Genomic DNA, 13388 nt, shown 5'->3' on the forward strand with positions numbered 1-13388 from the left:
GTCGATTTTGCGCTGGATTTTTTTGTCGGCTATAATAGTTAGGTTAATTCGAACTAAATACCGAAAACTGAATTCCTGAAGAAACCGGAAAGAAGAATTTGAACAATCGAACTAACCGAAAATAATCGAACTAACCGAAAATAATCGAACTAACCGGAAATAATCGAAACAACCTGAATACTGAAACTAAGAAACCACTGAAAAATAACCGGATAACCGGGACGACATTTTTGATAATAATTGAGACGATTGACAATGTATTCAGAACAAACTTACGCTAACAGAGAAAGCCTTGTAATGCCGCTCTTTGATATTGTGGTTTATCCGCGTAGCCGGGCTAAATTCCTGGCTGACAAGGTTACGGGAGAAATTCTTCTAAAAGAAATGAAAACTTCCGAATCCGTACACGCTGTCGGGCTCACAGTAAAAAGCAGCACAAATCCCTCAGAGATAACGGAAGACAGCATGTATAGAACAGGAAACCTGCTTAAAATCGGGTATGTGCAGCCTGCTGATGACGGCGGATATCTCGTTATTGCGAAGGCTGTCCAGAGGGTAGAAGCGGTCTCTGTATACCGGAAAAATGGATTGTTTTTTGCCGAATTCAAGCCCGTATTTGATGTCCCTGACCTTGATGAAGACGTCCAGGCAGAAATGATGGGGAACATAAAAAAGGCAATCCATGAGATAAGCAGCCGCTTTCAGGGCTCCGAACAGTTTACCAGGCCAATAGAGAAGATGGAATCTATTGACCAGCTAATCGGATATGTTATGCCGTATATGCCAATAAAGCTTGCAGAAAAGCAGGACCTTCTGGAAACAGTCTCTGTTCGTGAAAGGTATCTTACATTCTTTGAGATCCTGATGAAGCAGAAAGAAAACATCAATTTCCAGATGGAAATGGCAAAAAAAGTTACCGATAAGATAAGCAAGTCGAACCGTGAAGCCATGCTGCGTGAACAGCTTAAGATGATTCAGGAAGAGCTTAACGGCGGCGAAGATGGCGCTTCGGGCGAGGCAAATTACCGTGAAAGGATCGAAAACTCTAAGATGCCTGAAGAGGTAAAAAAGAAAGCTCTTGCAGAGCTTAAGAAGCTCGAAACCGGAGGCCCACATAACCCTGAGAGCTCTGTCATCAGAAATTATCTGGACCTTATGCTCGACCTGCCCTGGATAACCGAAGAAAAGAAGAGCATCGACATTGCCGAAGCCCGCCGTGTGCTTGAGGAAAACCACAACGGGCTTGAAAAGGTCAAGGAAAGGATAATCCAGCATCTTGCGGTAATGAAACTGAAACATGACAAGCAGGGCTCAATTCTGCTCCTTACTGGACCTCCCGGAACCGGTAAAACCAGCCTCGGAAAGAGTATTGCAGATGCCCTTGGCAGGCAGTACGTCAGAGCCAGCCTCGGCGGCGTGAAAGACGAAGCAGAAATCAGAGGACACAGGAGAACATACGTAGGCGCCCTTCCGGGAAGAATTATCCAGGGAATGAGAAAGGCAGGTACGAAAAACCCGGTCTTCATCCTTGATGAAATCGACAAGCTTTCAGCTTCTTACTCTGGAGATCCTGCAAGCGCCCTTCTCGAAGTCCTTGACCCCGAACAGAACAGCACATTCTCGGACCACTACCTGGAAGTCCCGTATGACCTTTCCGACGTACTCTTCATAGCCACTGCTAACTCACTGGCAAGCATCCCATGGCCTCTCCTTGACAGGATGGAAACAATCGAGATCTCAGGTTACACTAAAAACGAAAAGCTTGCAATTGCAAAAGACCACCTGCTACCTACCATACTGGAAGACCACGGCCTTGATGCCGATAAGCTCCAGATTGAAGATGAAGCCATGAAGGTAATCATCGACAAATATACGCGTGAAGCAGGAGTCCGTGGCCTTAAGAAGCAGCTTGCAAAGACTGCAAGGTTTGTGTCCGAAAAGATCGTGTCAGGAAAGGTTGAGCTTCCTTACGTGGTTAAAGCGGATATGCTCAAAGAGGTCCTCGGAAAAGAAATAATCAGGCAGGAAGAGGCCAGAAAAGAGAACGTGCCCGGAGTTGTAACAGGGCTTGCCTGGACACCGGTCGGAGGAGATATTCTCTTCATTGAAGGCACATTCATGCCCGGAACCGGGAAGCTTACGCTTACAGGTCAGCTAGGGGACGTAATGAAAGAGTCCGCACAGATCTCCATGAGCCTGGCAAGGTCAAGGCTTGCAAACGTTGCAAAAGGCTTTGACTTCATTGCAAGCGATGTTCACATCCACGTGCCCTCAGGTGCAACCCCCAAGGACGGACCTTCAGCAGGAGTGACGCTCTTTACTGCCCTTACATCCCTGATCACCGGCAAAGCAGTTGATCCCAAACTTGCCATGACAGGGGAAATCACCCTGAGCGGTGCAGTAATGCCTGTAGGCGGCATAAAAGAGAAGGTTCTTGCAGCCCACAGGGCAGGCATAAAGAAAGTGATCCTGCCAAAAGAAAATGAAAGGGACCTTGAGGACGTGCCTGAAGAAGTCAGAAACGAACTTAAATTCGTCCCTGTAGAGACCATTGAAGAGGTCCTGAAAGAAGCACTGGATCTTGATCTGCCGAGACCGGTGATTTCCTTTGCAGGAAATAATTTCGCTCCTGCACAAAACTATTAAAATCCGCAGGTAAGGAATGGTCGTGTTACGGTCTGCCAGTACCGTAACTGTCCATTCCTGTATATTTTTAAGATATTATGAAAATGCATGAATATGTAATGAAAAAATCTTTTTTTTGAAAAATTCTCTTTTTTTGAAAATTTCTTTTTCTATATTAATTCGTTTAATTTTCTGTATTAACTCACTTAAATCATCTGTTCTTTTGATTAAACTCAGAAAAACTGATTGTAGATGAAATCATATCATTAAAAATTCACTTGATGAAAAAGGGTGAAAACATGAGGTAAAATCATGAAAGTGATAGCAATAAACGGAAGTCCTCGCAAGACATGGAACACGGCAACCCTGCTTGAGAAAGCCCTTGAAGGAGCAGCTTCGGAGGGCGCGGAAACGGAAATGATCCATCTCTATGACCTTGATTTCAAAGGATGTATAAGTTGCTTTGCCTGCAAACTAAAGGATGGTAAAAGCTATGGGAAATGCGCAATGCGTGACGATCTCACACCAGTGCTGGAGAAACTGGAAGACGCCGATGCAGTAATACTTGGATCGCCTATATACCTTGGAACTTCTACAGGCGAGATGAGGTCATTCATGGAACGCTATATATTCCCGTACCTTGTCTATTCCGATGAAACACCTTCGCTCTATCCGAAAAATATCCCTGTCGGTTTCATCTACACTATGGGGGCAAAGGAAGAATTTTTCGATTTTTTTGGGCTCAGGAAAACCATTGAATTGAATGAAAATCTTGCAAAGAGAATTTTTGGAGATTCTGAGACGCTGTACAGCACGGACACCTATCAGTTTGATGACTATTCAAAGTATGTTGCAGACAGGTTTGATCCTGAAGAAAAAGCGAAGAGACGAAAGGAAGTGTTTCCGCAGGACTGTGAGAAGGCTTTTGAAATGGGTGCCAGGTTCTTAAAGAAGCAAAAATCTCTGGAGACACAGGAATAAAAGCAATAAAATTTGAGTTACTTTATCCCGAAAACTTATTTTTTTAATTCTGCAATATTGAAAGCCCCGCCAGCTTGCTTGGCGTTTCTTCCTAAAAACGAAAGAAATTGAAGGAAAAAGTTGGACAGACCCGGTAAAGCTAATAACGTTGTACGGGTGGATTCTTACGAATATTCTTGAGCGAAACTCACCATATGTAACTTTTAAATCAGTTATCTTGAGAGGAGAGAAAAAGGGCAGTAGATTCGTAATTAGTGATTCAGACCTGAAAATGCAGGGAAAGTAATTGATAAAAAAATGTAAATTAATAGACTAAAACTTCCAGATTGGAAACCTGGCCAATGTTGATAAAATCCTTATCCCTGGAAATAATTTTTTCTGCACCGTTTGCCACAGCTATGCCTGCTATAAGGACATCCATACTGTTCACAGGAGTCCCGATACTCAGCAACCTGCCCATTATATCGCTTGCTTCTTCCGCAGCCTTTAGATCAAAGTCCAGCACATCGATTTCGGAAAAGAACCTCCTGAAGAATCGTTCTTCTTTTCTGGCTTTTCTATGTTTGACCCCTGAGATGATTTCATAATAAGTTATAACAGTAGTCGCCACATCGTTATTCATGAATTCACGGGTCTTTTCCACACCCCTGAAAAAGTCAATCAGGACGCTGGTGTCAAGTAAGATCATATCCTGAGCCTCGAAAATTCCCTTATTTTCCTGGAGTCTTCCTCCAACCCTTCCAGAAGAGCCTCATTGTCCAGGGATCCGAAATAAGCTGACAGGTCTCTCTTTTCTTTTTTAATCAAACGGTCAATAACGTCGCTGAAACTTTCTCCTTCTCTTTTTACATTTTTTAGGAGGTCATATGTATCATCTCGAATGGAGATCGTCTTTGTACTCATATATCTGTGTATGCATGCACAGAAATAAAGTTTTATCGTTTACCCATAGTTCAGGCAGCCCCTTTGATTCCTTTTTTCTGCAAAATAAACCACGCAGCAAGCACCATAGCCCCGCAGCTGAGAGCAATTGTTCCTAGAACCGGGATTTTATCTGCCCAATCAAGGGAGATAAACCACATACCCACAGCTCCGAGAGTAAAGTAGCAGAAGATCAGCAAAGAAGAAGCAGAGCCTGCATCACGGTCGACCTGCTCGAGCACGAAATTATTGCTTGGGGGGCGGCTCAGGCCCAGGGAAAATGTAATCAGGAACATGGGCAGAGCAAAGCTCCAGGGGCCATGCTGCCCGGTTAGAAGGATGAAAACTCCGCCAAGGAAAACTCCGGCAAATCCGATAGTCATCAGGCTTCCCGAACTGATACTTCTCGACAGCTTAAGGCAGGAGAAAGAACCTACCATGAGGGCAAGTGCATTAAAGGCAAAGAAATAACTGTACTTCTGTTCGCTCAAACCGAACCCGTTAACATAAATGGCAGAAGAGCCTGCAATAAAACTGTAAAGCGGGAAAAGGCTGGCTGACATGACAAGAACCATGGCAATGTATGAGGGGTTAAACAGCAGTCTGCCGTAGCTGTGCATCATCCGGGACAGTGGAAGGTCGGACACCCTGGAGAGCGTTTCCGGAAAACGAAGGACTCCAATTATTCCGATAACTCCCATAACTGCCTGAATCAGGAAAATCCACTGCCAGGAAAAATCAGTGAGAATCCAGCCTCCAAGTACGGGAGCAATCATAGGGGCAAGAGCCATAATTACAGCTGTGTAAGCCAGAATTCTTTCCCTTTCATGCCCTGAGAAAATGTCTTTGGTCATAGCCATAGAAATAGAAGAACTTGCAGCAGCTCCTGCAGCCTGAAGTATCCGGAAGCCTATCAGCATGGGAGCGTTTGTTGCAAAGGCACAGAGCATGCTTGCAGCTATATATACCGAAAGCCCTGCAAGAAGAGGGCGTCGCCTGCCGAAACGGTCAGAAATCGGGCCGTAAAACAAGAGGGAGAAACCATAAGTTACGAAAAAACAGACCAGTATCAGGTTGATTACGGACAGTGGCTGATTCCACATCTCAGCAAGTGACGGGACTGCAGGAAGGATCATATCCGTTGACATTGCAGGAAAGGCTGTTAAAAGAGCCAGCAACGGTAAAGTCCCTTTTAGATTACTTTTTAATTTTTCATTGGATTTATCTATTTTTTGATGAGAATACATAGCAAGGTCCTTTCTAATTTTGAATAATTAAATGGTTAATAATAACTGAATATCAGGCAGCATGATGGTTATATCAGACAGTATGATGGTTATATCAAACGGTATGATGCTTATTGATGCTTATATGATAATCATATGATGGTTACATATGCAACTAAACAGGTGATTATCGAAAGAATAGAGTCGTATATAATAGTTGCGAAGCAGAGATAAGGACAGATAATTTCAAAACCGATTGTTTTTAAGCTAAGCAGGCTTATCGTGATAAACGTATGACGTATCTGAGGAAATACGGAAACTCACCGTTTACTACAGCCGTTATCCATGGCGGGCCCGGTGCTCCTGGAGAAATGGCTTCTGTTGCCAGAGAACTTTCCTCCTTTACCGGAATCCTTGAACCACTCCAGACTAAAGCAACTATTGAAGGGCAGGTAAAGGAACTGAGATCTGTTTTGGAAGAGCATGGGGCTTTGCCGATAACACTTATAGGGTTTTCCTGGGGTGCAATGCTGAGCTTTATTTTTGCAGCCTGTTATCCCCGATTAGTGAAAAAATTGATTCTGGTCGGGAGTGGACCATATGAACAGAGATATGCTGTAAATATAACGAGTACCCGGATAAGCAGGCTAGGAGAAGAAGACTGGCAAAACTTCCGCTATCTGGATGAGGTTCTTAACAGTTCCATAGCTGGAAATAGAAATGAAGCTTTTTATAGCCTTGGCAAGTTACTCTCGAAAGCCGATACCTATGACTCTCTGCCCCATGAAGTAGAATTGGTCAAGTATAGTTATGATGTATTCAAAAGCATATGGGGAGAAGCGCACGAATTAAGGGCCAGTGGCGAGCTTTTGAAATTGGGAGCAAAAGTCACATGCCCGGTAGTTGCAATTCACGGAGACTACGACCCCCATCCTTTCGATGGAGTTAAAGAACCCCTATCCGGTGTTTTAAAAGATTTCAGGTTTTTTTTGCTGGAAAAATGCGGGCACAGACCCTGGATTGAAAGAGAAGCAAAGGAAAAGTTTTATAAATTGCTGGAGAAAGAAATTCATAAACAAAACTTTTAAAATAAAGATCTTAATTCATATTTAAACTGAGATCTTGTGTGCTTAAAAGGAAAAGTGAAAAATTTGATAGAACAATCACAGTTGATCTATTTCATTGCAGCCTCGGCAGCCCTGACATTTCTCCCGGGTCCTGATATTATATTTGTGCTTACTCAAAGCATTTCGCAGGGCAAAATAGCAGGAATTGCAACAGCGACAGGTCTGTGCACGGGTATACTTGTTCATACCAGTGCGGCTGCACTCGGGATTTCAGCCCTGATATATAAATCAGCCCTCGCTTTCGAACTGGTGAAATATGCCGGTGCAGCTTATTTGCTTTACCTTGCATGGCAGGCTTTAAGAGAAAGCGGACAACTGGCATCTTCTGTTCCTGTCCGGGAAACAAACACCTTTGCCCTTTACAGGCGCGGGATCTTTATGAACGTCCTTAACCCTAAAGTCGCCCTCTTTTTCCTTGCTTTCCTGCCTCAGTTTGTAAACCTGGAATCAGGAAATATCCCCACGCAGATGATATTCCTGGGAATTGTGTTCCTGATGCAGGCATGGCTGATCTTTTCCGCAATCTCTATTTTTGCAGGGGCGATAGGAGACAAAATAGTAAAAAAGCCAGGAATAGGGAAGTACATTAACTGGAGCAAAGCTGGAATATTTACAATAATAGGAGTGAAACTCGCACTTTCCCATAAATAAACCTGTATGTGGGTACAAATGCCTGAAAACTCCTTTGCTTTATCCCGATACCTCCAGCACTTCGGGAGTCAGTCAAAGAAATAAATCAAAGATAACATTCAATAAAATAGAATGGTATTTAATAAAACAGGATGATATTGAATAAAATTAAATCACATTCAATGAAATAAATCGATATCCAATAAAATTGAATAACATCCAATAAAATAGATCAAAGTTCAATAAAAAAGGATAACGCTTAATGAAATATCTGGGTATCCGTAACATGTTTGGTTTTATGAGGGAACTTCTTTTCGAAATCCTCAAGTTCTTCCTCAGTGACCTCAAAAGAATCCGATACGAAAAATTTTCCGGATATATATTTCAGGCTTCCGCTGTAGAGTTCCAGTGCCATAAAAGCATCGAAGTATTCACCGGAAGGTGTTTTAATGTTATATTCTCTGGTATTTCTGAAACCGAACCTTTCATAATATCCCGGATGACCAAAAATGAATATGGCTTTATACCCCAGCTGCCTTGCTTTTTCAATAGAATGGTTCATCAACAAAGATCCAATCCTTTTTTTTTGATATGAAGGCAGCACTCCAAGTGGACCCATGCACAGGACTTCGAATTCTTCATTTTCTTCATTGACAATTTTTGCCCTGGAATAGATGATATTGCCTGCGATCATGTCCCCATCACATGCGACATAGTCCAGCTCTTTTACGAAATCAGGCGATTTTCTCATATTGTGGGCAATGAGATGTTCGACACATCCTGGTTTATACAGGTCCCAGAATGCTTCTCTTATCATGTATTCCACATTTTCAAAATCGCTCTCATTTTCCGGGCGGATTAGAATATCCATTATTATCTCCTTCTTTCCTCAAAGCAGGGATTGAATGCTTTTAAAAGATTTAATCCTTCTGTTCTTTCATATCGTTACTCGTAACCACCTTATTTTTTCTGTAAAAAGAAAGGTGAAATAAGGATGCGATTCTGTAGAATTTCACGGTTGTTAAATCGCTATTCTTCAAAGAAAGTAGCGGTTTAAATAATTAAAAAATGATGAGATTTAACAGGATTATGCGTCTATCGGAGAACTTTCTTCATTCAGACTATCCATGCATTTTGAAGCAAACCTTTTAAACTCTTCAGCCCCTACGACAGGGAATACTTCAATATGGCATAAGTCACTGAACAGGAAATTGTAAGCCGCGTAATCCTTAACGGACTCTACGTCATAGAGTGTGACTATACGGCCTCCCCCGGCATCAAACCATTGATCAATAATTTTCAGCCCATCTGAAGAAACCATGTTTTCTGCCTGTTCCCACCGCTTAAACACCTTAACGCTATTTTCAAGCTCAAATGTTGTTATGTCCAGCAAAAGCATGTTTTTCTTTCCAGGTTCAATTTGATTTATATATTTTATAAGTGTTAGATTGTGTATAAAGCCGTACCGATTTTGTATTGCGGTATAATTTTTTTAAAAAGATTGAATGTGAACACGAAAAGGTTACAGGTTCTTTATCAGTTTAATCAGGCTCAGTTAAAAAAGAAAAATGTATATATTTCTATGGTCTTAGTTCTCAGAAAAAGCAGTTATATTGAAAATTTAATCTCTTAGCTGGCGATCGAAATCAACTGATGAAAGAAAATATTACAATCCAATCCAGTATACTTTAAAGTGAGCTTTATGATAACGGACCCGAATCTTACACTATTTCATATCATAAATGATATGGCTGGAAAGAACCCTGCGCTTGATGCCACAATGATATTTGCAGCAAAATACCTCATTTATTTTTTTTGCATTTATCTGGCATACACATGGTTTGTGAAAAATGAATATCGGCAGGAAGTATTGTTTTCCGGATATGCAGCCCTTCTTGGCCTGGGGACAAATCTCATCATCACTCTCTTTTATTTTCATCCAAGGCCTTTTATGATCCCGGAAGGTACATTACTAATAGCACATGCAGCAGAATCTTCCTTTCCATCTGATCATGCTACTATAATGTTTTCCGTATCTTTTATGCTCCTTACATTCAAAGATTTGAGGCGTAGTGGTGCGGTGTTTATAATTCTAGCTTCCATTAGCGGACTTGCAAGAGTCTATTCAGGGCTGCATTTTCCTATGGACATGGCTGGTTCCCTTCTTGTTGCATCGCTTTCGGTAGGGATATTACTCGCCCTGAAAGATTATCTGACTCCGGTTAACCGCATATTCATTACTTATTTTGAAAACATAGAGAAGAAGTTCATAAAAGGTAATCTGAAAACGTCCTGATAGCTTCCAGATAAGCTTCTTCTCCAAAACCCTTTTTCAAAGCTTTTTTCTTTTTCTTCATATTTTTATATTATTTGAAAAACCGCAGCAGATAATAAAAATTAAGGGACAAAAAAGGAAAAGGAGGAACTAGAAGAGTTAAAAATTAAAAGAAGAAAAGTAAAAAAGTTAAATAAAAAACTTAACGGATAGTGAAATCTTATGGAGTCTCGCATATGGAGGCCCATTTCTCCATTTGCTCCGCAATAAGTTTTTTAAATTCTTCCGCTCCCATAACCGGGAAGACTTCAACATGGCATAAGTCCATAAATGGGAAATTGTAAGCCATGTAATCATGAATAGTCTCCACTTCATATAGAGTAATGGCGCGTCCTCCTCCTGCATCAAACCACTGGTTAATGATTTTCAGCCCTTCTGGGAACTCCATGCTTTCCACCATTTCCCACCGTTTTGAAACCTCAGTAACCATTTCAGGTTCAAATGTTGTTATATCCATCAGCAGCGTATTTCCCATCTCCTGTAGTTAAGACATAATTTTACCCGTGTTTTATGCCCTGTATTATATAGGAAGCAGGGGTTAAAAATAATTCTAAGTGAACATAGAATTTTTGGGAGGAGAGGAATAGTCGGAACTGGCGTTTTTTATCTTATCTTTTTGTTTATGATGTTCCTGAACGCTTATATCGGTTTCCAGAACAAAAGAGAAAAAGAGGATCAGGTTTTCATAAATATCAAATCTACTTCTTTATCCGGCTTGAAATGCCCAAAAAAACAGAATAAACAGGAGAAGCAAGTTAATGCATAAATTATAAACAGAAAGTAAACATAGTGATGAGAAGAAGAACGTTTGCGATTAATTCCATATAATTGGCATTATCGATTGATAGTATGCAGGCCAGCAATATACAATTGGATCCGGAACAGCTGGAAGAAAAGCTAAGTGAATTTTTCTCAAAAGAAAATAGCGTTATACTTGCTTACCTGTTTGGTTCAATAGCCAGGGGAGAAGCTAACTGTCTTAGTGACATAGATATCGCTGTTCTTTTTGACAAAAATCTGACAAAAAAAGAAGCTTTTGACCTTCAGTTGAGGTTAATGGTTGATCTTGGAGATCTTCTTAAAACAAACAATGTGAACTTTGTCGTACTCAATGAATCTCCTCTGCTTCTTACTTTTAATATCATAAGGGATGGAGTTATTTTGAAATCTGAGGAGAGAGAAAGAGTGCATTTTGAAACAAGGATAATGTCCAGGTACTGTGATGAGGAGTACTATATTGAGAGGCATATGAAAAGAACCGTTGAAAGAATGGCGAAAGGCAGATTGAGATAAGGCAGGAGATAATTGACAAACTGGAACTGCTTGAAGAATACATAACTATCCTGAAGGATCTTCAGCAACACAGCTTTGAAGAAATTGAAAAACAACCATGTTCTCAGGGGAGCCGTAGAAAGATATTTGCAAATTTCACTGGAATGTATGCTAGATATAAGTGAGATTATTATTTCAATGGAGAAAATTAAACGCCCTCAAAGTTATAAAGAAATATTTCGTACTCTGGGAGAGAGCGGAATTCTTCCTGAAGCTTTTGCCAGAAAAATTGAACCTGCTGCAGGGTTCAGGAACATACTTGTGCACATGTACGCAAAAGTAGACCTGGACAGACTTTATGAAAACCTGTAAAACGGCGTCGAAGATATGGAGGTTTTCATCCAGTATATTGCCCGTTTTTTAACTGAAAAATATGATTAAGTTTCTTTCGAAGGCTATAACTCCCTGTAATTTCAAGGTTTCCTTTTTCAAAGCTTCCTTGTTCTATAAATTTTTATTTGGATTCTTCTGATTTTCCAACTTCTTTATACAAATTAAGCAAGTTTATCTTACATCGCAACTCTAGGTTATCAAAACCATTAAGGGGTTAATAAGGTAAGAAAACTAAATTGAATAGATTATGGCAAAAAGTAAATCCCGGATTAATATAAATATCATTTAGACCATCCAATCACAGGGGGTAGTTATCACGCCAAGAGTTATTCATTTTGAGATACACGCAGATGACGTTGAAAGGGCAAAGATGTTCTACGAGGATGTTTTCGGCTGGAAGATTAACAGATGGGGAGGTCCTATGGATTACTGGCAAATAACAACCGGTGAGCAGGGACAGCCTGGAATCGACGGGGGTTTGATGAAAAGGCAGGGCAAAGAGCCTGGGGAAGAGGCTGTAATAAGCAGCTTTGTTTGCACAATAGATGTCCCTGACATAGATGAGTACCTGAATAAAATAAAGCAGCACGGCGGCAAAGTAGCAATGGAGAAAAGCAAAGTACCCGGTATAGGACAGCTCGCATATTGTTTCGATACGGAAAGAAATATGTTCGGGATAATACAGCCTGAAATGAATACCAGATAACTTTTCCAGAAGAAAAATAGAAACAGTCGAGCAAGAACCAGAGAGTAAAAGTCCGTCAGGACATTTTCGAGCAACAGGAAGAATCCTAATGACCAGCCAGACATAATTTCCAGTTCTTCGCCTTCATTTCCCGACTTTTTGATTTTCTCTTGGAATAAAGGATCTATTTAGCTAATCTGGAAGCATCTGGCATTAATCAAGAATGATTCCACCGTAATAACCGACAAATATCCTCTAATAAATGTTTTAGCGGAATTATTATTTATATAATTGAATATAATACATAAAAAAGGTGGGCAATCAGGAGGAAAAATGATAGCTACCTGAATTTTAGCTTCTGAATTTACTGACGTGAAACTATCAAAGAGGTCCATTTGAAGTTTAAGAGCTTATAATTACACAAATATCAGTTATCCGAAAAAAGGCCTTATCAGGTTTGCCGAAGGAAAGCAGGCAGAAAATAACATTGTGGATCTTCAAGATACATGCCTGGAATTGAACACAGGATCTGTGGTTGAACACCTTGAATTATTGCCATGGGCTTACTGAGGGAAACATCTATAAAATACCCTATGGCAGAAAGCATAAACACTGTAAATCAAGAAATTTAAAAACTGGACTGGGTAAGGGGGAACGTTATGGCAACTGGAAGTAGTGCACAAGCCGCTCCTGCAGAAATGCAGAAAGTGTTAAAGAATTTAAGTTATCCTGCAACAAAGGGTGAGATTATCTCACATGTAAGGAAAAGTGGCGCAATGAATACTATGATGCTACAAAAACTTGGTATGCTTCAGGATAAGCAATACTCTAACGCTGATGAGGTTCTTGAGTCGATAGTAAAAATATAAACCTGCTCTTAAGCAAAGCAGAATTGCTCTCAAGCACCTGCTTCAAACTGCCGGGTATAAACCGAACAACCTTTTCTTATTATTTTTATACATTTTCAGGGCACTTGATGGTTTTCTGCTTTTATCTGGTTGAAGCTTTTAAATGTGATGTAAATACTTGCAGGTGACCTGTACACCTCGTTCGCTATCCAGACCGCACCTGTAGGACTTTATTCTCTATCAAGGTTATTTTTGTCTCGCCCGAGTCCCGCCTCGGGAGGGCGGGGTCCTTTTCGCTTCGCTCAAGAGGACTAATTTTTGGGTTGAGATACCGAGTTTTGTTTC

Annotated in this window: 15 protein-coding genes; 9 read left to right on the forward strand and 6 right to left on the reverse strand. The window is 40.8% G+C overall.

Annotation, left to right across the window (positions count from 1 at the left end):
• The first annotated feature begins 255 nt into the window (after positions 1-255).
• Complete coding sequence (lon, locus tag RSJ42_RS04870) at positions 256-2646, forward strand: endopeptidase La (RefSeq protein WP_410509551.1); 2391 nt, start codon at positions 256-258, stop codon at positions 2644-2646.
• Between the two features lie 291 nt (positions 2647-2937).
• Complete coding sequence (locus tag RSJ42_RS04875) at positions 2938-3606, forward strand: flavodoxin family protein (RefSeq protein ID WP_410509552.1); 669 nt, start codon at positions 2938-2940, stop codon at positions 3604-3606.
• A 304-nt stretch (positions 3607-3910) separates the two neighbouring features.
• Here the strand turns inward: RSJ42_RS04875 and RSJ42_RS04880 are convergent, their stop codons facing one another.
• Genes RSJ42_RS04880 through RSJ42_RS04890 form a run of 3 tightly spaced genes read right to left on the reverse strand, consistent with a single transcriptional unit; the run spans position 3911 to position 5774 of the window.
• Positions 3911-4294, reverse strand: coding sequence for a type II toxin-antitoxin system VapC family toxin (locus RSJ42_RS04880; RefSeq protein ID WP_410509553.1), 384 nt, complete (start codon positions 4292-4294; stop codon positions 3911-3913).
• On the reverse strand, positions 4291-4509 hold the full coding sequence (locus RSJ42_RS04885; protein WP_410509554.1) for an antitoxin VapB family protein: 219 nt from the start codon (positions 4507-4509) through the stop codon (positions 4291-4293). The genes RSJ42_RS04880 and RSJ42_RS04885 overlap by 4 nt, the downstream gene beginning before the upstream one ends.
• 50 nt (positions 4510-4559) lie before the next feature.
• Positions 4560-5774 (reverse strand): multidrug effflux MFS transporter, encoded by a 1215-nt coding sequence (locus RSJ42_RS04890; RefSeq protein WP_410509555.1) that lies wholly within the window; start codon positions 5772-5774, stop codon positions 4560-4562.
• Positions 5775-6046: 272 nt separating this feature from the next.
• Here RSJ42_RS04890 and RSJ42_RS04895 point away from each other — a divergent pair, with 272 nt between their 5' ends.
• Together RSJ42_RS04895 and RSJ42_RS04900 are read left to right on the forward strand one after the other, a co-directional pair.
• Complete coding sequence (locus tag RSJ42_RS04895; RefSeq protein WP_410509556.1) at positions 6047-6841, forward strand: alpha/beta fold hydrolase; 795 nt, start codon at positions 6047-6049, stop codon at positions 6839-6841.
• Positions 6842-6895: 54 nt separating this feature from the next.
• On the forward strand, positions 6896-7531 hold the full coding sequence (locus RSJ42_RS04900) for a LysE family translocator (RefSeq protein WP_410509557.1): 636 nt from the start codon (positions 6896-6898) through the stop codon (positions 7529-7531).
• A gap of 238 nt (positions 7532-7769) precedes the next feature.
• Here the strand turns inward: RSJ42_RS04900 and RSJ42_RS04905 are convergent, their stop codons facing one another.
• Both RSJ42_RS04905 and RSJ42_RS04910 read right to left on the reverse strand, forming a co-directional pair.
• Positions 7770-8381 carry a GNAT family N-acetyltransferase gene (locus RSJ42_RS04905; protein ID WP_410509558.1) on the reverse strand — a complete coding sequence of 204 codons (612 nt, stop codon included), beginning with the start codon at positions 8379-8381 and terminating at the stop codon, positions 7770-7772.
• Positions 8382-8597: 216 nt separating this feature from the next.
• Positions 8598-8909 carry a DUF3303 domain-containing protein gene (locus tag RSJ42_RS04910; protein WP_410509559.1) on the reverse strand — a complete coding sequence of 104 codons (312 nt, stop codon included), beginning with the start codon at positions 8907-8909 and terminating at the stop codon, positions 8598-8600.
• A 303-nt stretch (positions 8910-9212) separates the two neighbouring features.
• Between RSJ42_RS04910 and RSJ42_RS04915 the strand changes: the two genes are divergently transcribed.
• Complete coding sequence (locus RSJ42_RS04915) at positions 9213-9806, forward strand: undecaprenyl-diphosphatase (RefSeq protein ID WP_410510324.1); 594 nt, start codon at positions 9213-9215, stop codon at positions 9804-9806.
• A 199-nt stretch (positions 9807-10005) separates the two neighbouring features.
• On the opposite strand, the gene RSJ42_RS04920 is transcribed toward RSJ42_RS04915, so the two are convergent.
• Positions 10006-10320 carry a DUF3303 domain-containing protein gene (locus tag RSJ42_RS04920; RefSeq protein WP_410509560.1) on the reverse strand — a complete coding sequence of 105 codons (315 nt, stop codon included), beginning with the start codon at positions 10318-10320 and terminating at the stop codon, positions 10006-10008.
• A 395-nt stretch (positions 10321-10715) separates the two neighbouring features.
• Between RSJ42_RS04920 and mntA the strand changes: the two genes are divergently transcribed.
• The 4 genes from mntA to RSJ42_RS04940 all read left to right on the forward strand — a co-directional run bounded on the left by mntA (position 10716) and on the right by RSJ42_RS04940 (position 13064).
• Entirely contained in the window at positions 10716-11138 is a 423-nt protein-coding gene (gene mntA / locus RSJ42_RS04925; RefSeq protein WP_410509561.1) for a type VII toxin-antitoxin system MntA family adenylyltransferase antitoxin, read from the forward strand.
• A 126-nt stretch (positions 11139-11264) separates the two neighbouring features.
• Positions 11265-11489 (forward strand): type VII toxin-antitoxin system HepT family RNase toxin, encoded by a 225-nt coding sequence (gene hepT / locus RSJ42_RS04930; RefSeq protein WP_410510325.1) that lies wholly within the window; start codon positions 11265-11267, stop codon positions 11487-11489.
• Between the two features lie 391 nt (positions 11490-11880).
• Positions 11881-12216 (forward strand): VOC family protein, encoded by a 336-nt coding sequence (locus RSJ42_RS04935; protein ID WP_410509562.1) that lies wholly within the window; start codon positions 11881-11883, stop codon positions 12214-12216.
• Between the two features lie 638 nt (positions 12217-12854).
• Positions 12855-13064: a DUF2795 domain-containing protein gene (locus RSJ42_RS04940; protein ID WP_410509563.1), complete on the forward strand. Its 210-nt coding sequence runs from the start codon at positions 12855-12857 to the stop codon at positions 13062-13064.
• The last annotated feature ends 324 nt before the right edge of the window (positions 13065-13388 follow it).

It is taken from the genome of Methanosarcina hadiensis (assembly GCF_046529725.1).
Taxonomy (GTDB): domain Archaea; phylum Halobacteriota; class Methanosarcinia; order Methanosarcinales; family Methanosarcinaceae; genus Methanosarcina; species Methanosarcina hadiensis.